Consider the following 19,367-nt stretch of genomic DNA (forward strand, 5'->3'; position numbering starts at 1 on the left):
TGAGGTGGCACGGCCTCGGCCTCGTGGTTCGAGACGCCCGACGTCGCCTGTCGGCGGCGCCGGGCTCCTCACCATGAGGGACTAAGGCAGAGGCGTGCGGGGGCGCTTCGCTCAGATCGCGTCCCAGTTGAAGATGTCGGCGGAGCGGTCGAGCTTGTAGAACGAGCCTTTCAGCGCCGGCATGCCGTGCTCGGCCAGCGTCTCGCAGGTCCAGCCGCCGTCGCGGTGCACCGAGCGGATCGGGCGCGACTGGCCCATCAGGAAGATCTCGTTCATCCGCACCGCGAAGATCTGGCCGGTGACGTCCTTGGCGGCGTCGCCGAGCAGGAACACCGACAGCGGCGCGATCTTCTCCGGGCCCATCTGCTGCATCCGCGCGACGCGGGCCTTCTCGGCCTCGGTCTCGGTCGGGATCGTGCCGATCAGCCGCGACCAGGCGAACGGCGAGACGCAATTGGAGCGGACGTTGAAGCGCTGCATGTCGAGCGCGATCGACTTCGACAGGCCGACGATGCCGAGCTTGGCGGCCGCGTAGTTGGCCTGGCCGAAATTGCCGATCAACCCCGAGGTCGAGGTGAAGTGCACGAACGAGCCGCTCTCCTGCTCGCGGAACAGCCGGGCGGCTGCGTGCGACACGTAGAACGAGCCCATCAGATGCACCTTGATGACCTGCTCGAAGGCGTCGATGCTCATGCGGTGGAAGATCGCGTCGCGCAGGATGCCGGCGTTGTTGACGACGCCGTCGAGCTTGCCCCAGGTGTCGACCGCCTGCTTGACGATCTTGCTGGCCGGCACGGCTTCCGCGACGCTCTCGAAATTCGCGACCGCGATGCCGCCTTCCTTCTTGATCTCCTCGACCACCTGCTCGGCCGGAGCGGCGTCGGTGCCCGAGCCGTCGGAGGCGACGCCGGGATCGTTGACCACGACCTTGGCGCCTTCGCGCGCCGCGAGCAGCGCAATCTCGCGCCCAATGCCGCGCCCTGCGCCGGTGACGATGATGACTTTGCCGTCGAGTGCCTTGGCCATGTGTGTGTCTCCTTTTTGTTTGTTGGTTGCGACTTGCCGGTCATTCCGGGGCGCGCGCAGCGCGAACCCGGAATCCCGAGATGTTCTGCGGAAGAAATTCCGGGTTCGCTCACTGCGTGAGCGCCCCGGAATGACGGTTCGTTATTTTAGTTCCGTCGTCATGCGCGGGCTTGACCCGCGCATCCATCTTCTTCGTGAGATGGATCGCCGGGTCGAGCCCGGCGATGACGTGGTTTGGTGCGGTTTGCGCCGAACTACTTCTCGTTCGTAAAGATGATCGTCCCCGACGCAGCGAACATGCCGCCGACGCCGTGGCAGACCGAGATCTTCGCGTTCGGCACCTGCGCCGGCGCGATGCCGCGCATCTGGCGGACGCTTTCCTGCAGCGCGTACATGCCGTACATGCCGGAGTGCATGTAGCTCAGCCCGCCGCCATTGGTGTTGAGCGGCAGCTTGCCGCCGGGGCGGGTGTTGCCGTCGGCGATGAACTTTCCGGTCTCCTCATACGGCATCAAGCCGAGGTCGCCGAGGCCGAACAGCGGCAGGTGCGCGAAGGCGTCGTAGATCATCAGATGATCGACGTCGCTGTGGCTGATACCCGCCTCGCGGAACGCGGTCGGGCCCGCCACCTTGAAGGCGCGCGAGGAGTTGAAGCTCTCCATCTGGCTGACCATCGGCGTCTCGACGCTCTCGCCGGTGCCGAGCACATAGACCGGCTTGTGCGGAAAATCCTTGGCGCGGTCGGCCGAGGTCATGATCAGCGCGCCGCCGCCGTCGGTGACGAGGCAGCATTGCAGCAGCCGGAACGGGTAGGCGATCATCCGCGAGTTGAGCACGTCGGCGACGGTGATCGGGTCCTTCATCGTCGCGCGCGGATTCTTCGCGGCCCATTCGCGCTGCACCACGGCGACCATCGCGATCTGCTCGTGGGTGATGCCATGGGTCTTCATGAAGCGCAGCACCGGAATCGGAAACTGGCTCGGCGGCCCGTAGATGCCGTAGGGCGCTTCGAACTGGCCCTGCAGGCTGTCGGCGGGAATCGAGCGCGGCAATTTGCCGATCATCGACTTGCCGCTCTCGGCGTGGGTGATCAGCACGGTCTTGCACAGCCCGGCCTCGATCGCCGCCGCCGCGTGGCGGACGTGCAGCATGAAGGAGCAGCCGCCGACCGAAGTGCCGTCGACCCAACTGGGCGTGATGCCGAGGTAGTGCGCGATCTGCTGCGGGCTCTCGACCGCGGTGGCGATGCCGTCGATGTCGGACGGCTTCAGCCCGCAATCAGCCATCGCGTTGAGCGCGGCGTCGGCGTGGAGCTGGATCTGCGACATGTCGGGAATGACGCCGAGCTTGGTGGTCTCGGCGGCGCCGACGACGGCGACCTGATTGCGACGCATGGTGCTCACCCCTTCGCCGGACGGAATTGCGGAAGGGTGAGATTGTCGTCGATCTTTTCGAACGCGACTTCGAGCTTCATGTCGAGCTCGAGCGCCTCCGGGGTCTGCGGACAGTCGAGGATGTTGCTCATCATCCGCGGGCCTTCTTCCAGCTCGACCACGGCGATCGCGTAGGGCGCGGTGAAGCCGGGCGCGAGCGGGCGGTGATTGATGACGTAGCTGTACAGCGTGCCCTTGCCGGAGGCCTTGAACACGCTGACGCCGCGCGAGCCGCATTTCGGGCAGAACGGCCGCGGCGGGAAATACGCGTGCGAACAAGAATCGCAGCGCTGCAGCCGCAACTCGCCCGCTTTGGCGCCGTCCCAATAATGCTGGGTTTCCGGGGTGATCTTCGGGCGTGCGCGCGCTGGTTCGGCCATCGTCGTTGTTTGCTCCCTGAGCATTGGGGTTGTGGGCCCATTGGTTCCGGGCCTTGATGCGACATCGACCGGCCAGCGTCAACACGCGCCCGGCGCGGGTCAGCGTGCGCAAAACGTATTCCGGCAGGCGAACAATCAGCTCGGTTGCGCATGGCCAAACGCCGCACTCCGCGCTACAGGAGATGGAAATCCACCCTCAATTCGGCGAAAGCCGGCGCGTGCCGACAGGCACGGTCGGTCGACCTTCCAGCGGAACAGATGCCATGACGAAACACCCCACGCTCGCCGCGCTCGCGGCCGATCTCGACGCCGGGCGCACCACCGCGCGCAAGCTGGTCGACGATTGTCTCGCTCGCATCGCCGACGAAACCGGGGAGGGCGCGCGCGCCTTCATCCATGTCGATCGCGCTGCGGCGCGCGAGGCCGCCGAGGCGATGGACAAGCTGCGCGCGATCAAGGCCGCGCCGTCGCCCTATGCCGGCATTCCGATCTCGATCAAGGATCTGTTCGATATCAGGGGCCAGGTCACCCGCGCCGGCTCGCGCGCGCTCGACGACAACCCGCCGGCGGAGGCCGACGCCCCCGCGGTGGCGCGGCTGCGGCGCGCCGGCTTCGTTGTGATCGGCCGCACCAACATGACCGAGTTCGCCTATTCCGGCATCGGCATCAATCCGCATTACGGCACGCCGAAAGCCGCCTATGGCCGCGATGTCGGCTATGTGCCCGGCGGCTCGTCGTCGGGCGCGGCGGTCTCGGTCGCCGACGGCATGGCGCATGCGGGCCTCGGCACCGACACCGGCGGCTCGTGCCGGATCCCGGCGGCGTTCAACGGCATCGTCGGCTACAAGCCGTCGCAGAGCCGCGTGCCGCGCGACGGCGCGGTGCCGCTGTCGTTCTCGCTGGATAGTATCGGGCCGCTGGCGCGCAGCGTCGCCTGCTGCGCGGTGCTCGACGCCGTGCTCGCCGACGAGCCGGTGGTGCCGCTGGTGCCGCGGCCGCTGAAGGGCCTGCGGCTCGCGGTGCCGACCACGGTGGCGCTGGACGAACTCGACGATGCGGTGCGTACCGCGTTCGAGCGCGCGCTGAAGACGCTCGGTGGCCACGGCGCGATCATCGAGAAGGTCGAGGTGCCGGAATTCAACGACGTGGCGCCGCTCAGCGCCAAGGGCGGCCTCACCGCGGCGGAGAGCTACGCCTGGCATCGCTATCTGATCGTCGCGCAAGGCGACGTCTACGACCCGCGGGTGCGCGAACGCATTTTGCGCGGCGAAACGCAGTCGGCGGCGGAGTACGTCGACACGATCCTCGCGCGCAAATCGCTGATCGCTCGCGCGACCGCGCGGCTCGCGCCTTACGACGCGGTGGTGATGCCGACCACGGCCAATCTCGCGCCGAGCATCGCCGAGCTCGCCGACGACAAGGCGTTCACCAAGGCCAATCTGCTGGCGTTGCGCAACTGCACGCTGATCAACATGATCGATGGCTGCGCGATCTCGCTGCCGTGCCACCACGACGGCGAGGCGCCGGTCGGGCTGATGCTCGCCGGTGTCAACGGCGCCGATCGCGACGTGTTCGAAGTCGCCGCGGGGGTCGAGGCGGCGGTCCGTGGCTGAACTTGCGTTCACCCTCGACGCTGCCGGGACGCGAACGCCGCTGACGATGCCGATCCGGCAGGCGGTGATCGCCGGCTGGACCGGCCGCGATCCGGTGGCGCGCGACAAGCACATCGTCGAACTCGAAGCGCTGGGCATCGCGCGGCCGGCTTCGACGCCGATCTATTATCGCGTGGCTGCGGCGCGCCTCACCACAGCGGGCGCGATCGAAGTCTCTGGCGGAGACTCGTCCGGTGAAGTCGAGTTCGTGCTGATCGGGTACAACTCCTGCATTCTGGTCGGCGTCGGCTCCGACCACACCGACCGCAAGGTCGAGGCCTATGGCGTGACGGTGTCGAAACAGATGTGCGACAAGCCGGTCGCCGCCGAACTCTGGGACTTCGCCGACGTCGAAGCGCACTGGGACCGGATCGTGCTGCGCGCCTTCGCGACCATCGGCGGCGCGCGCGTGCTCTATCAGGAAGGCACGCTCGACCACATGCTGCCGGCGCGCGACCTGGTTTCGCGCGGCTTCGGCGAAGCGGGCTTGCCTGACGGCTGCGCGCTGTTCGGCGGCACTTTCGCGGCCAAAGGCGGCATCCGCCCGGCGAGCCGGTTCGATTTCGAGATCGACGATCCGGTACTGGGGCGTGTCATTCGTCACGGCTACGATGTGATCGAGCTGCCGATCTTGGGGTGAGAGAGGCGCTATCGCGCGTCCTCGCCGCCTCGCACGTCATTCCGGGGCACGCGCGCAGCGCGTGAACCCGGAATCCAGACGTTCAGGGCACCTCGGGATTCCGGGCTCGCTCACTTCGTGAGCGCCCCGGAATGACGAACCTTATGTTCGTCGACGTGCGAACTATGCCTTCGCCTTCGCCACGCTGAACGTCGCGTTGGCGCGGGCGCAGCGGGCGCCGTCGGCGGTGACGAAACACTGCACCACGCACAGCGACGCGCCGAGCTTGACCACTTCGGGCTCGAATTGCAGCCATTGGCCGATCCGCGCCGAACCGAGGAAGTCGATCGCCAGCGACGCGGTCAACAGCCGCTCGCCGCCGCCGAGCTTGAGCGCGCAACTGTAGCCCATCGCGGCATCGGCCAGCGCGGCGATCAGTCCGCCATGGGCGAGCCCGCGCGAATTGGTGTGGGCGTCGCGGATGCGCAGGCCGAGCATAACCGCGTCCGCCGTGGTCCTCGCATAAAGCGGCTCCCACGGCGCGGTGAGGGGACTCGGCCGGGTGTGGCGGATGAAGCCCGCGGGAATGTCGGGCGTTTTGGTTTGGTCGGTTTCAGTCATGCAAGCGCTCGCGTTGAACATGTGCATTTGACCGCAGGCGCATTGTCGCCGCAACGCCGACAAAGTTTGAAGCGTGCTTTGAAAGGGTGTTTGAAACGGCGAGCGCTGGCAAACATCCGCCACGTCATTCCGGGGCACGCGCCTCGGCGCGTGAACCCGGAATCCAGAGATTCAGGGCACCTCGGGATTCCGGGTTCGCTCACTTCGTGAGCGCCCCGGAATGACGTGGGTGTGGGTGTGTGCTTACGTGATACCTGATCAGTACGGCAGCCCGACGTAGTTCTCCGCAAGTGATGTGATCGCGGCCTGCGAGCTGATCAGATAGTCGAGCTCGGCGGTCTGGATGCGCTGGGAGAAGGCGTCGCTGTCGGGGAAGCGATGCAACATCGAGGTCATCCACCACGAGAACCGTTCCGCCTTCCATACCCGGCGCAATGCGTTGACGGAGTATGCGTCGATGCCGGCCCTGGACTTGTCTCCATAAAATTCGCGGAAGGCGCGCGACAGATAGTACACATCGCTGGCCGCGAGGTTGAGGCCCTTGGCGCCGGTCGGCGGCACGATGTGGGCGGCGTCGCCGGCGAGGAACAGCCGGCCGAACCGCATCGGCTCGGCGACGAAGGAGCGCAGCGGCGCAATGCTCTTCTCGATCGACGCCCCGGTGACCAGCTTGCCGGCGGCTTCCGGATCGAGCCGGCGCTTCAGCTCGTCCCAGAACCGCTCGTCGCTCCACTGCGCGACGTCGTCGGACAGCGGGCACTGCACGTAATAGCGACTGCGCTGCGCCGAGCGCATCGAGCACAGCGCGAAGCCGCGGTCGTGGTTGACGTAGATCAGTTCGTGCGACACCGGCGGCGTGTCCGACAGCACGCCGAGCCAGCCGAACGGATACACCCGCTCGAAGGTCTGCACCGCGCCCGCCGCGCTCTGCCGCGACACGCCGTGGAAGCCGTCGCAGCCGGCGATGAAATCGCAGGCGAGTTCGTGGCTGACGCCGTCCTTGGTCCAGCGCACCTTCGGCGTGTCGCCGTCGAAATCGTGTAGGCTGACGTCGGCGGCGTCGTAGATGTTGGTGAGGCCTGCGGCCGTGCGCGCCTCCATCAGGTCGCGCGTCACCTCGGTCTGGCCGTAGACGGTGACGTGCTTGCCACCGGTGGTGCCGGCGAGATCGATGCGGTGGCGCTGGCCGGAGAATGCGATCTCGAAACCGTCGTGCACCAGCCCTTCCTGATGCAGCCGCGCGCCGACGCCGGCTTCGTCGAGAAGGCCGACCAGGCCCTGTTCCAGCACCCCGGCGCGGATCCGCGACAGCACGTAGTCGGGGTCCTTGCGTTCGAGAATGACGGCGTCGATGCCGTAGGTGTGCAGCAACTGGCCGAGCAGCAGACCCGATGGTCCGGCGCCGATGATGGCGACTTGCGTGCGCATGCGCGTTCCCCGCAGGTTGGTTTGCCGCCTCGTTACGGGACCGGGGGGGCCGCGTCCAGTTGTCGTCCTGTGTCTACCAGCTATTACAAGGCCGTCACTTGCATTGGGGGTTGTAACCGATAACAATGCAAGGAAGTGGCCAATAGAGCCGTCCAAGGGAGAGAACCGATGAGAAAGACTCTGCTCGCGCTGCTGCTCGCGGCGGGTGTGACGCCTGTCGTCGCCCAGCCCGCCTCGGCGCAGGACAAGACCGTGAATTGGAAGGTCTCGTTGTGGGTGCCGCCGGCGCATCCGCTGGTTCCGGCGACCAAGCTCTGGGCCGAGGACATCGAGAAGGCTTCCGGTGGCACCATCAAGATGGCGGTCTTTCCGTCCGAGCAGCTCGGCAAGGCGTTCGACCATTACGACATGGCGCGTGACGGCATCGCCGACGTCACCTACGTCAATCCCGGCTATCAGCCCGGCCGTTTTCCGATCGTCTCCGCGGGCCAGCTTCCGTTCGTGTTCAAGGACGGCAAGAAGGGCACGCTAGCGTTCAACGAATGGTACAAGAAGTACGCGCCGACCGAGATGAAGGACACCAAGCTGTGCTTCGCCTTCATTCACGATCCGGGCGCGCTGCACGGCAAGAAGAAGGTGGTGCTGCCGGCCGACATGAAGGGCCTCAAGGTGCGCCCGGCGCAGTCGACCATCGGCGAAATGGTGAAGCTGTTCGGCGGCACCAACGTCCAGGCCTCGGCGCCGGAATCGCGCGACGCGCTGGAGCGCGGCGTCGCCGACGAGATCACCTTCCCGTGGGGCTCGGTGTTCCTGTTCGGTATCGACAAAGTCGTCAAGTATCACATGGACGTGCCGCTGTACTCGACGGTGTTCACCTACAACATCGGCCTGAAGGCCTATAACGCGCTGTCGCCCAACCAGAAGAAGATCATCGACGATCATTGCACGCCCGAATGGGCGTCCAAGGTCACCGACCCCTGGGTCGACTTCGAGGCCAATGGCCGCACCAAGATGAAGGCGCTCGAGGGCCACGAGGTCTATCCGCTGACGCCCGAGCAACTGGCCGAATGGAAGAAGGCGACCGAGCCCTTGCACGCGAGTTGGGCCGAGGCGGTGAAGAAGGCCGGCGGCGACGCAGCCGCGATCGACGGAGAGCTCAAGGCGGCGCTGAAGAAATACGACGCCGGGCTGTGATACGCCGAACTGTCGTCATTCCGGGGCGCGGGCGCAGCTCGCGAACCCGGAATCCAGACGTTCAGAGCACATCGAGATTCCGGGTTCGCGCCCGACGGCGCGCCCCGGAATGACGTCTCCTCTGTGACTACCAAGCTGGCCATGAACGCCCCATGACCTCCGATTTCGACAGACTGACCAATCGTCTGCCCGGCGCGCTGCCGACGCGGCGGTTTCCGAAGAACGGGATGGATCGCTTCATCGACGTGATCGAATGGATCGCGGCGTTCTTCGTCGGCGTCGTCGCCTTGAACACCTTCCTCGCGGTGTTCATGCGCAAATTCTTCTCGGTGACGATCCCGGATTACTACAATGTCGGCCAGTTCCTGCTCGGCATTCTGATCTTCTGGGGCATCGCGGCCACCAGCTATCGCGGCACCCACATCACCGTGGACCTGCTGTGGAGCAATGTCGGCGCCCGGGCGCAGCGCTGGATCGACGTGTTCGCGACGCTGGTGCTGCTGTTCGTGGTCACGGTGCAGACCTACACGCTGTTCGACAAGGTGGTGACGACCAGGGCCGACGGCATCGTCACCATGGACCTGCAATTGCCGATCTGGCCGTTCTTCCTCGTCGCCTGGCTCGGCGACGTCGCGGCGGTGGTACTGATCGCGATCCGCACCTGGCGACTGATCTTCCATCCGGACGAACTGCACGATCCCAAATTCAAGCCGGTGGAATGACCATGGACAACGACGCGGTGACGCTGATCGGTTTCGTCAGCCTGTTCGCCCTGATGCTGCTGCGCGTGCCGATCGGCATGGCGATGGGGCTCGTCGGCATCACCGGCTTCGGCTATCTCACCGGCTTCGAGCCGGCGCTGAAGCTGATCGGCCAGACCACGATGCGCACGGTCACGGATTATTCCTTCGGCGTGATCCCGATGTTCCTGCTGATGGGGGCCTTCGTCTCGGTGTCCGGCATCAGCCGCGAGCTGTTCCGCGCCGGCTACACCTTCGTCGGCCATTGGCGCGGCGGGCTCGGCATCGCCACCATCGCCGCCTGCGGCGGCTTCGCGGCGATCTCCGGCTCGTCGGTGGCGACGGCGGCGACGTTCTCCTCGGTGGCCTATCCGGAGATGCGCCGCTACAACTATCCGCAATCGTTCTCCACCGGGGTGATCGCGGTCGGCGGCACGCTCGGCGCGATGCTGCCGCCCTCGACGGTGCTCGCGGTCTACGGAATCATCACCCAGCAGGACATCGGCAAATTGTTCATGGCCGGCATCGTCCCCGGCCTGCTGGCGATCATGATGCACATGATCACCATCGCGGTGATCGGCGTGGCGCGGCCGGGCTATCTGCCGACCGCCCCGCGCAGCTCGTGGCGCGACCGGATGCTGGCGTTCCGCGACGTCTGGTCGCCGCTGCTGCTGTTCATCTTCGTGATCGGCGGGCTGTATGGCGGGTTCTTCATCCCGACAGAAGCGGGCGCGGTCGGGGCGGTGGGCGCCTTCCTGATCGGCATCGCGCGCGGCAAGCTGACCCGCGACGGCATCCTGCAATCGCTGCTGCAGGCGACGCGGACCGCGGCCGCGGTGTTCACCGTGCTGATCGGCGCGCTGTGCTTCGGCTATTTCCTCACCATCACCCAGACCCCGCAGGCGATCACCGAATTCCTCACCGGGCTCGGGCTGGGGCCCTACGGCGTGCTGGCGCTGATCCTGGTGATGTATCTGGTGCTCGGCTGCGTGATGGACGCGATGGCGATGGTGATCCTGACCGTGCCGATCGTGTTTCCGGTGATCACCGCGCTCGGCTTTGATCCGATCTGGTTCGGCGTGATCGTGGTGGTGACGGTCGAGCTCGGACTGATCTCGCCGCCGGTCGGGATGAATGTGTTCGTGATCAAGAGCGTGATCAAGGACGTCAGCATGGGCACCGTGTTCAAGGGCGTGGCGCCGTTCGTGGTCACCGACGTGATCCGGCTGATCATTCTGATCATGTTTCCGCTGCTGGCCACCTGGCTGCCGCAACGCATGGTAGGATGACCCGATGAAACCCGTGCTCGAGACCCGTTACGTCTTCACCATCACGGCGCGGATCGGCGGGGTGATCTCGGCCGGCGACACCGGCGCCGGCGTGCGCCGTATCATTCCGGTGATCGGCGGCGAGGTCAAAGGCGAGGGCATCAGCGGCCGCGTGCTCGCCTCCGGCGCGGACTTCCAGATCATCCGGCCGAACGAACTGATCGAGCTCGAGGCCAAATACGCGTTCGAAACCGACGACGGCGCGGTGGTCTATGTCGAGAATGTCGGGATCCGGTTCGGGCCGATCCAGCTCTTGCAGAAGCTGAAGCGCGGCGAGCCGGTCGACCCGAAGCTGATCTATTTCCGGACCCGGCCGCGATTCGAGACCGGGCATCCGAACTATCAGTGGCTGACCACGCATCTGTTCATCGGCTCCGCCGCCCGCCACGCCGACCGCGTCGTGGTCGACGTGCATCAGGTGCTGTGAAATTCTACAAATAACCCTCTCCCCTCGTGGGAGAGGGTGGCTTCGCGCAGCGAAGCCGGGTGAGGGGGCCGCGGGCACAGCGTTCGCGGCGCCCCCTCATCCGGCGCGGACTGCGTCCGCGCCACCTTCTCCCACGAGGGGAGAAGGTAGAGGACGATCGCGGCCACTCGTTGCGCCAACCAACCGTCTCCCACGAGGGGAGAAGGAAGACGCCGCGCCTGTGGCCGCACTCCACCCCGGCGAACTGCGTTCTCCGACCCTCCCCCTCCAGGGGAGGGCGATCAGCTCGGTCGCTGCAAGTTTCATTTGCGATTGCGTCCGACCGCATTGACTCCCGCCGAATTCGTTATAGTCTATAACTATTCTGCACAGGACGTAATAAGTGCTCACAGGAAACGCCTCTGCCGCGACGCTTGCGGACTCCTCGACGCTTGTCGTCGATACCGTCGGCTCGGTGCTGACGGTCGGCCTCAACCGTGCCAAGAAACGCAATGCGCTGAACGACGGCTTGATGGCCGCGCTGAAGGATTGCTTCGACGATCTGCCGGCCGACATCCGCGCGGTGGTGATCCACGGCATCGGCGATCACTTCTCCGCGGGCCTCGATCTGTCCGAACTGCGCGAGCGCGACGCCACCGAGGGGCTGGTGCATTCGCAGACCTGGCACCGGGTATTCGACAGGATCCAGTATTGCCGCGTGCCGGTGATCGCGGCGCTGAAGGGCGCGGTGATTGGTGGCGGGCTCGAACTGGCCTGCGCTGCGCATATCCGCGTCGCCGAGCCGTCGGCCTACTACGCGCTGCCGGAAGGCAGCCGTGGCATCTTCGTCGGCGGCGGCGGCTCGGTGCGGCTGCCGCGGCTGATCGGCGTGGCGCGGATGGCCGACATGATGCTGACCGGCCGGGTGTATTCCGCCGCCGAAGGCGTCGTGCACGGCTTCTCGCAATATCTCACCGATGGCGGCTCCGCCTTCGACAAGGCGATGGAGCTCGGCAACCGCGTCGCAAAGAACGCGCCGCTGACCAATTTCGCGGTGCTGCAGGCGCTGCCGATGATCGCCGAGGCCAATCCGCAGACCGGCCTGCTGATGGAATCGCTGATGGCGACGGTGGCGCAGAGCGACCAGGAAGCGAAGAACCGGATTCGCGACTTTCTCGATCACAAGACCGCAAAGGTTAAACCGACCTGAGATGGGCGCCATGAACAATTCGGCCATGACAAACCCGACTGCCGGCGCCGGCGAGGTGGGGCACCTCGAGTCCCATCCGCTGCGCGACATTTCGTTCGGCGACATCGGGATCGCCACCGAACGCCGTCCCGACGGCACCATCTACGTCCGCTCGACGACGACGCTGTCGGACTATCCGGTGCGGATCACCGACCGGCTGCATCATTTCGCCGAAACGGCGCCGGATCGGGTTTTCATGGCCGAGCGCGACGGCAACGGTGGCTGGCGCAAGATCACTTACGCCGGCATGCTGAGCGCGGCGCAGACCATCGCCTCGGCGTTGCTGGCGCGCGGGCTGTCGGCCGAGCGGCCGGTGATGATTCTGTCGGGCAATTCGATCGACCACGCCCAGATCATGTTCGGCGCGCTATATGCCGGCGTCGCTGTGTGCCCGGTGTCGCCGCCTTATTCGCTGGTGTCGAAGGACTTCGGCAAGCTGCGCTACATCGTGGGATTGCTCACGCCCGGTCTGATCTTCGCCGACGACGTCACGCCGTTCGCGCCGGCGATCCTCGCGACCGTGCCCGACGATGTCGAGATCGCCGCGACGCGCGGCGAGGTCGCGGGGCGCAAGGTCACGTCGCTCGACGAATTGCTGAGTACGCCCGAACATCCGGGGCTTGCCGCCGCGCACGAGGCGATCGGCCACGACACCATCGCTAAATTCCTGCTCACCTCGGGCTCGACCGGCAATCCCAAGGCGGTGATCAACACCCAGCGGATGATCTGCGCCAACCAGGTGATGATCCGCGAGGCGATGGCGTTTCTGAAAGACGAACCGCCGGTGATCGTCGACTGGCTGCCGTGGAATCACACCTTCGGCGGTAATCACAATATCGGGCTGACGCTGTTCAACGGCGGCTCGATGTATATCGACGACGGCAAGCCGACGCCGGCCGGCATCGCAGCGACGATCCGCAACCTGCGCGAGATCGCCCCGACGGTGTATTTCAACGTCCCCAAAGGCTACGAGTCGCTGCTGCCGGTGCTACGCGAGGACGCGCAGCTGCGGAAGATGTTCTTCAGCCGGCTGCACGCGATGTTCTTCTCCGGCGCGAGTCTGGCCGCCCATGTCTGGAAGGGGCTCGACGAGGTGGGGGCGCAGGAGACCGGCGCGCGCGTGCCAATGCTGACCGGCCTCGGCGCCACCGAGACCGCGCCGTTCTTCATGTCGGTGACGCCGCAGACCTCTCGTTCGGGTCACGTCGGGCTGCCGGTGCCCGGCAACGAGGCCAAGCTGGTGCCGAACAACGGCAAGCTGGAAGTCCGCGCCCGCGGGCCGAACATCACGCCGGGCTACTGGCGCGCGCCCGAACTGACCGCCAAGGCGTTCGACGAGGAAGGCTTCTACAAGCTCAACGACGCGCTGAAGCCGGTGGATCCGAACGATCTCACCGCAGGCTTCGATTTCGACGGCCGGATCTCCGAGGATTTCAAGCTCGCCTCGGGCACCTGGGTCAGCGTCGGTCCGCTGCGCGCGAAGTTCATCGCTGCCTGCGCGCCGCTGGTGCGCGACGTGGTGATCGCCGGACTCGACCATGACACGGTGTCGGCAGTGGTGATCCTCGATGCCGACGGCTGCAAGCTGATCAACCCGACGCTCGCGCTCGACGACCTCGCCGGCATGGCGGCGGACCCGCTGATCCGCGATGCGTTTCGCGAGCGGTTCGCCCGGTTGCTGACGCAGGCGACCGGCTCTTCGACCCGGATCACGCGCGCCGTGCTGCTCGGCGAGCCGCTGTCGATCGACAAGGGTGAAGTCACCGACAAGGGCTCGGTCAACCAGCGCGCGGTGCTGGAGCATCGCGCCGCGCTGATCGCCGACCTCTACACCGAGCCGCCGCCGGCGCATGTGATCGCGGTGGCGTAGGGGCATGCGACACCAACGGCCGTCATTCCGGGGCGCGGACGCAGTCCGCGAACCCGGAATCCCGAGCTGTTCCGCGCGAGATTCCGGGTTCGCCGCTGCGCGGCGCCCCGGAATGACGAATTGAATTAGCGTTTCGAATTGACTGCGAAGGCGACCCGATGTTCACCAACCGCCGCGACGTGCAGATCCAGTGGGGCGATTGCGACCCGGCGAACATCGTTTACTATCCGCGCTACTTCGCGATGTTCGACGATTCGACGTCGATCCTGTTCGAAGCCGCAGGCTGTTCCAAGCAGGATCTCGTCGGCGTCTACGGGTTGGTCGGCATTCCGATGGTCGACACCGGCGCCAAATTCTACATCCCGTCGACCCATGGCGACTGGATCACGATCCAGAGCCGGATCGAGAAGTTCAATCGCTCGAGCTTCGAGGTGACACACAAGGTTTTCAAGGGCGAGGCACTGGCGATCGAGGCGTTCGAAACGCGGGTGCTGGTCGGCCGCGATCCGGCCGATCCGGCCAGGCTGCAGTCCGTGGCGGTGCCGGCGGAGATCATCGAGAAATTCACGCGGGGCTGACTCGCGGCCCGGTATGCCGTAAAGAAGACGCGATAAGATCAGGCCGAAAGGCCGGCTACACAACAAGAGGGAGGAGAAGCACATGAACAGGTTCAAGCTATCCGCTGCTGCGTTCGCCGTGGTGATCGCTCTGCCGGCGATGTCCGGCGCCGCGCTCGCCGAGACCAATGAAATCACCGTGGGCATCACCGTCACCACGACAGGCCCCGCCGCCGCGCTCGGCATTCCGGAGCGCAACGCGCTGGAATTCGTGGCGAAGGAAATCGGCGGCCACCCGATCAAGATGATCGTGCTCGACGACGGCGGCGATCCGACCGCGGCGACCACCAACGCGCGGCGTTTCGTCACGGAATCGAAGGCCGACGTGATCATGGGCTCGTCGGTGACGCCGCCGACGGTGGCGGTGTCGAACGTCGCCAACGAGGCGCAGGTGCCGCATATCGCGCTCGCGCCGCTGCCGGTCACGCCGGAGCGGGCGAAGTGGTCGGTGGTGATGCCGCAGCCGATCCCGATCATGGGCAAGGTGCTCTATGAGCACATGAAGAAGAACAACATCAAGACCGTCGGCTACATCGGCTATTCCGACAGCTACGGCGATCTGTGGTTCAACGACCTGAAGAAGCAGGGCGAGGCGATGGGCCTCAAGGTCGTAGCCGAGGAGCGCTTCGCACGACCTGATACGTCGGTCGCGGGCCAGGTGCTGAAGCTCGTCGCCGCCAATCCCGACGCCATCCTGGTCGGCGCGTCGGGCACCGCCGCGGCGCTGCCGCAGACGGCGCTGCGCGAGCGCGGCTACAACGGGCTGATCTATCAGACCCACGGCGCCGCCTCGATGGACTTCATCCGCATCGCCGGCAAATCCGCCGAGGGCGTGCTGATGGCGTCGGGTCCGGTGATGGATCCGGAAGGCCAGGACGACAGCGCGCTGACCAAGAAGCCCGGCGTCGAGCTCAACACGGCCTATGAAGGCAAATACGGCCCGAGCAGCCGCAGCCAGTTCGCCGGCCATTCCTTCGACGCCTTCAAGGTGCTCGAGCGTGTGATCCCGGTGGCGCTGAAGACCGCCAAGCCCGGCACGCAGGAATTCCGCGAGGCGATCCGCAAGGCGCTGATCACCGAGAAGGACATCGCGGCGAGCCAGGGCGTCTACAACTTCACCGAAACGGATCGCTATGGTCTCGACGACCGTTCGCGCATCCTGCTGACGGTTAAGAACGGCAAGTACGTCATCGTCAAGTAAGCAGCAGGCAGGCGGCGCTGCCGCCATGCCCTGAAGCAGAGCCGGCCTCCCGCAGAGGCCGGCTTTTTCGTGGATGAATGCGCGATGCAATGGGGCGGGCGGTGCTCGGGTGCGCGCCGCTGCGAGAATACGTTAGCGGTGCGTTAAGCCTGACAGTTCGAATTGCCGGAATTTAACCCGAGCCGCAACGCGGGTCTGGTAAGTTTACGGGGCACGACAGAGTGCGCGCGGAAAAGACCGCGCCGTTTGACAGGGCGGGGACGCGGACCGGCGCGCATCGTGCGGTCTGCGGCGTCCCCGGTTGCGGTGAAGACATGCCGAAGCAGATCGTCACGCACCGGGATGCGATCAGCTACACCGTTGGGCGAATGACGCTCGCAGGTGGGCTGACCGCGTTCGTGACGCTGCTCTTCCTTCTCTCCGATCTCGGCACCGACCCGAACGCATTGGTGCCGGTCGGCACGGTGGCGCATTCATCGCTGCTGATTGCGGTCGGCGTATCGACCCTGGTGTCGGGTGCGCTGAGCTATCGTTCGGCGATCCTGATGCGGCAGTTGACGCTGACGCGCGCCGAACTGGCGCGGATCTCGCGCACCGATCCGCTGACCGGGCTGCTCAACCGGCGCGGCTTCGACGACGCGGCAGCGCCGCTGCTGGCGCAGGCCGCGGCGGCCGGCCAGCGCGTGGTCGCGCTGATGTGCGACATCGATCGGTTCAAGGCGATCAACGACCGCTACGGTCACGACACCGGCGACCGCGTGCTCTCCCGGATCGGCGACATCCTGCGCGATTTTGCCGAGGCCAACGACATGCTGATCGCCCGCCACGGCGGCGAGGAATTCGCCGGCCTGATGATCGGCGTCAGCGACGAGGAGGCGACGCGCTGTGCATTGGCCCTGTGCAAGCTGTGTTCCACCGAGGTGGCGGGAGCCGACGTCGCGGTGCCGGTGACGATGAGCTTCGGCCTCGCCGCGCATCTGCCGGGCGGCGATCTCGCCGCGCTGATGCGCCGGGCGGACCAGGCATTGTACCGCGCCAAGGATCTCGGGCGCAATTGCGTCGTCCAGATCGACCGGATGGAAGCGGTGGCGGCCTGCTGAATTCGGCGCCGACCGCTCAGGCGGAATGCGAAAAGCCCAGATAGCTCGCGACCACCTGCTCGTTCTGCGCGATCTCCGACGCCGGGCCATCGAGCACGAACTCGCCGAGCTCCATGACATAGGCGCGATCGGCGATCCGCAGCGCCGCCTTGGCGTTCTGTTCGACCAGCAGCACCGAGACGCCGGCCTCGCGCAATTCGCCGACGATGCGGAAGATGTCGGCGACGATGATCGGGGCGAGGCCGAGGCTCGGCTCGTCGAGCATCAAGAGCTTCGGCGCGCCCATCAGCGCGCGGCCCATCGCCAGCATCTGCTGCTCACCGCCGGAGAGCGTGCCGGCGAGCTGCTTGCGCCGCTCCTTCAGCCGCGGAAACAGGCCGTAGACGCGCTCCTGCGATCGGGCGGCGGTCGCCTTGTCGATGCGGAAGGCGCCGAGTTCGAGATTGTCCTCGACCGTCATGGTGGCGAACAGCTCGCGATGCTCCGGCACCAGCGACAGGCCGGCGGCGACGCGGTCCTCGATGTCGAGGCGGGCGATGTCGACGCCGTCGAAGGAGACGCCGCCCTTCAGCGGAAAAATCCCCATGGTGGCGTTGAGCAGCGTGGTCTTGCCGGCGCCGTTGGCCCCGATCACGGTGACGATCTCGCGGGCCCGCACCTCGAGCGTCACCGACCGCACTGCCTCGACTTTGCCATAAGACACGGAGACGTCGGACACCTGCAGCAACGCGCTCATGCCAGGGCTCCGAGATAGGCCTTGATGACTTCGGGATTGGTCTTGATCGCGTCGGGCGTGCCCTCGGCGATCCGCGTGCCGAAATCCAGCACGACGATACGGTCGGCGAGATCCATCACGAAGCCCATGTCGTGCTCGACCAGCAACACCGACATGCCGCCGTCGCGCAATTGTCGAAGGAGGGCGGCGAGGCGCTGCTTCTCCATGTGGCGGAGGCCGGCGGCGGGCTCGTCGAGCAGCAGCAGCATCGGATCGGCGCACAGCGCACGCGCGATTTCGACGATGCGCTGCTGGCCGAGCGACAGACTGCCTGCGAGCTGATCGATCTCGGCGCCGAGGCCGACGCGCTCGATCTGCCGGGTCGCTTCGGCGAGCAGCTTCGCCTCGTCGGCGCGATCGAGCCGCAGCATGCTGGTCAGTGCGCCGGCATTGCCGCGCAGATGAGCGCCGATCGCGACGTTCTCCAGCACGGTCATGTCCGGCACCAGCTTGACGTGCTGGAAGGTGCGGGCGATCCCGAGCTGCACCACGTCCTGCGGCGGCGCGTTGTCGATCGGCTTGCCGTGGAGCTCGATCCTGCCGCCGGTCGTGGTGAGGATGCCGGTGATCAGGTTGAAGGTGGTCGACTTGCCGGCGCCGTTCGGCCCGATCAGCGCGACGATCTCGCGGGCACCCACCTCGAACGACACGTCGTTGACCGCGACCACGCCGCCGAACTGTTTTCGCGCGCGCTCGACTTTCAGTAGAGGGCCGGCTGTGCCGGTCGTCCGCTCGCGCGGCGCGAGCGCGGCGCTCGTGTCGACGCGCGGACGGCGGATTTTGATCGGAACCAGATTGCGCAGCCACGGCCACACGCCGCCGGGCGCGAGCTGCAGCAGTAGCACCAGCAGGATGCCGAACACGATGATCTCGAGCTGGCCCTGGCCGCCGAACAGCATCGGCAGATAGCTCTGCAGCACTTCCTTGAGCACGATCACGATCGCCGCACCCAGCACGCCGCCCCAGACATAGCCGGCGCCGCCAACCACGGCGATGAACAGATATTCGATGCCGGCCTGCGGGCCGAACGGGGTCGGATTCACGTTGCGCTGGAAGTGCGCGTAGAGCCAGCCGGACAGGCCCGCCAGCACCGCGGCGTAGATGAACACCAGCAGCTTCGCCCGCGCGGTCTGCACGCCGAACGCTTCGGCGGCGATATGGCCGCGCCGCAGGGCCCGGATGGCGCGGCCGGTGCGGCTGTCGAGCAGGTTCATCGTCAGCAATGCGCTGATCAGCACCATGCCCCAGATCACGAAGTAGATCGTCTCCGGATCGAACATCTGCAACGATCCGATCGACAGCGGCGGCACCTGCGAGATGCCGTCATTGCGGCCGAGGAAGTCCAGCTTGCTGAACAGATAGAACAGCGAGATGCCCCAGGCGATGGTCCCGAGCGGCAGATAGTGCCCGCTGAGCCGCACCGTCATCAGGCCGAGCAGCACCGCGGCCGCGCCGGCGACAAGCAGCGACAGCGGCAGCGTCAACCATGGCGACACGCCGTAGACCGTGGTGAGATAGGCGGTGGTGTAGGCGCCGAAGCCGCAGAACGCGGCCTGGCCGAACGAGGTGAGGCCGCCGACGCCGGTGAGCAACACGAGGCCCATCGCCACCAGCGCGGCGAGGCCGATATTGTCGAGCAGCACGATCCAGAACGGCGGCATGCCCGGGATCAGCGGCAGCGCCGCCATCACTGCGGCGAACAGGAGAATCGGAAGCCATCTCGGCATC

The 19,367-nt window shown here is 66.3% G+C and carries 18 protein-coding genes; 11 read left to right on the forward strand and 7 right to left on the reverse strand.

Annotated features, from left to right (window positions below; all coding sequences use genetic code 11):
• Nucleotides 1-111: 111 nt before the first annotated feature.
• The 3 genes from SR870_RS01765 to SR870_RS01775 all read right to left on the reverse strand — a co-directional run bounded on the left by SR870_RS01765 (nt 112) and on the right by SR870_RS01775 (nt 2,839).
• Nucleotides 112-1,026, reverse strand: coding sequence for an SDR family NAD(P)-dependent oxidoreductase (locus SR870_RS01765; RefSeq protein ID WP_322516337.1), 915 nt, complete (start codon nt 1,024-1,026; stop codon nt 112-114).
• A 254-nt stretch (nt 1,027-1,280) separates the two neighbouring features.
• Nucleotides 1,281-2,420 (reverse strand): thiolase C-terminal domain-containing protein, encoded by a 1,140-nt coding sequence (locus tag SR870_RS01770; protein WP_322516338.1) that lies wholly within the window; start codon nt 2,418-2,420, stop codon nt 1,281-1,283.
• 5 nt (nt 2,421-2,425) lie between these two features.
• Entirely contained in the window at nt 2,426-2,839 is a 414-nt protein-coding gene (locus tag SR870_RS01775) for a Zn-ribbon domain-containing OB-fold protein (protein ID WP_322516339.1), read from the reverse strand.
• Nucleotides 2,840-3,102: 263 nt separating this feature from the next.
• On the opposite strand from SR870_RS01775, the gene SR870_RS01780 reads away from it, so the two are divergent.
• Together SR870_RS01780 and SR870_RS01785 are read left to right on the forward strand one after the other, a co-directional pair.
• Nucleotides 3,103-4,452 carry an amidase gene (locus SR870_RS01780; RefSeq protein ID WP_322516340.1) on the forward strand — a complete coding sequence of 450 codons (1,350 nt, stop codon included), beginning with the start codon at nt 3,103-3,105 and terminating at the stop codon, nt 4,450-4,452.
• Nucleotides 4,445-5,131 (forward strand): DUF2848 domain-containing protein, encoded by a 687-nt coding sequence (locus tag SR870_RS01785; protein WP_322516341.1) that lies wholly within the window; start codon nt 4,445-4,447, stop codon nt 5,129-5,131. The genes SR870_RS01780 and SR870_RS01785 overlap by 8 nt, the downstream gene beginning before the upstream one ends.
• Before the next feature lie 162 nt (nt 5,132-5,293).
• Here the strand turns inward: SR870_RS01785 and SR870_RS01790 are convergent, their stop codons facing one another.
• Entirely contained in the window at nt 5,294-5,731 is a 438-nt protein-coding gene (locus SR870_RS01790; RefSeq protein ID WP_322516342.1) for a PaaI family thioesterase, read from the reverse strand.
• 258 nt (nt 5,732-5,989) lie between these two features.
• Complete coding sequence (pobA, locus tag SR870_RS01795; protein ID WP_322516343.1) at nt 5,990-7,159, reverse strand: 4-hydroxybenzoate 3-monooxygenase; 1,170 nt, start codon at nt 7,157-7,159, stop codon at nt 5,990-5,992.
• Nucleotides 7,160-7,327: 168 nt separating this feature from the next.
• Here pobA and SR870_RS01800 point away from each other — a divergent pair, with 168 nt between their 5' ends.
• The 9 genes from SR870_RS01800 to SR870_RS01840 all read left to right on the forward strand — a co-directional run bounded on the left by SR870_RS01800 (nt 7,328) and on the right by SR870_RS01840 (nt 16,864).
• Nucleotides 7,328-8,353, forward strand: coding sequence for a TRAP transporter substrate-binding protein (locus SR870_RS01800; protein WP_322516344.1), 1,026 nt, complete (start codon nt 7,328-7,330; stop codon nt 8,351-8,353).
• Between the two features lie 227 nt (nt 8,354-8,580).
• Complete coding sequence (locus tag SR870_RS01805; RefSeq protein ID WP_322518382.1) at nt 8,581-9,075, forward strand: TRAP transporter small permease; 495 nt, start codon at nt 8,581-8,583, stop codon at nt 9,073-9,075.
• 2 nt (nt 9,076-9,077) lie between these two features.
• Entirely contained in the window at nt 9,078-10,382 is a 1,305-nt protein-coding gene (locus SR870_RS01810; protein ID WP_322516345.1) for a TRAP transporter permease, read from the forward strand.
• Between the two features lie 4 nt (nt 10,383-10,386).
• Nucleotides 10,387-10,848 (forward strand): DUF3237 domain-containing protein, encoded by a 462-nt coding sequence (locus SR870_RS01815; protein WP_322516346.1) that lies wholly within the window; start codon nt 10,387-10,389, stop codon nt 10,846-10,848.
• Nucleotides 10,849-11,230: 382 nt separating this feature from the next.
• Complete coding sequence (locus SR870_RS01820) at nt 11,231-12,037, forward strand: crotonase/enoyl-CoA hydratase family protein (protein WP_322516347.1); 807 nt, start codon at nt 11,231-11,233, stop codon at nt 12,035-12,037.
• Nucleotides 12,038-12,062: 25 nt separating this feature from the next.
• A complete protein-coding gene (locus SR870_RS01825; protein ID WP_322516348.1) occupies nt 12,063-13,946 on the forward strand; it encodes a feruloyl-CoA synthase in 1,884 nt (627 codons plus the stop codon).
• A 158-nt stretch (nt 13,947-14,104) separates the two neighbouring features.
• Nucleotides 14,105-14,524: a thioesterase family protein gene (locus SR870_RS01830; RefSeq protein ID WP_322516349.1), complete on the forward strand. Its 420-nt coding sequence runs from the start codon at nt 14,105-14,107 to the stop codon at nt 14,522-14,524.
• Between the two features lie 82 nt (nt 14,525-14,606).
• Nucleotides 14,607-15,764 carry an ABC transporter substrate-binding protein gene (locus tag SR870_RS01835; protein WP_322516350.1) on the forward strand — a complete coding sequence of 386 codons (1,158 nt, stop codon included), beginning with the start codon at nt 14,607-14,609 and terminating at the stop codon, nt 15,762-15,764.
• A 314-nt stretch (nt 15,765-16,078) separates the two neighbouring features.
• Nucleotides 16,079-16,864 (forward strand): GGDEF domain-containing protein, encoded by a 786-nt coding sequence (locus SR870_RS01840; protein WP_322516351.1) that lies wholly within the window; start codon nt 16,079-16,081, stop codon nt 16,862-16,864.
• 16 nt (nt 16,865-16,880) lie between these two features.
• Here SR870_RS01840 and SR870_RS01845 read toward each other — a convergent pair whose 3' ends face one another.
• Nucleotides 16,881-17,600 (reverse strand): ABC transporter ATP-binding protein, encoded by a 720-nt coding sequence (locus SR870_RS01845; protein ID WP_322516352.1) that lies wholly within the window; start codon nt 17,598-17,600, stop codon nt 16,881-16,883.
• Nucleotides 17,597-19,366 carry a branched-chain amino acid ABC transporter ATP-binding protein/permease gene (locus tag SR870_RS01850; protein WP_322516353.1) on the reverse strand — a complete coding sequence of 590 codons (1,770 nt, stop codon included), beginning with the start codon at nt 19,364-19,366 and terminating at the stop codon, nt 17,597-17,599. Before SR870_RS01850 ends, SR870_RS01845 begins: the two co-directional genes overlap by 4 nt.
• Between the last annotated feature and the right edge of the window lies 1 nt (nt 19,367).

Source organism: Rhodopseudomonas palustris (assembly GCF_034479375.1).
Taxonomy (GTDB): Bacteria; Pseudomonadota; Alphaproteobacteria; order Rhizobiales; family Xanthobacteraceae; genus Rhodopseudomonas; species Rhodopseudomonas palustris_M.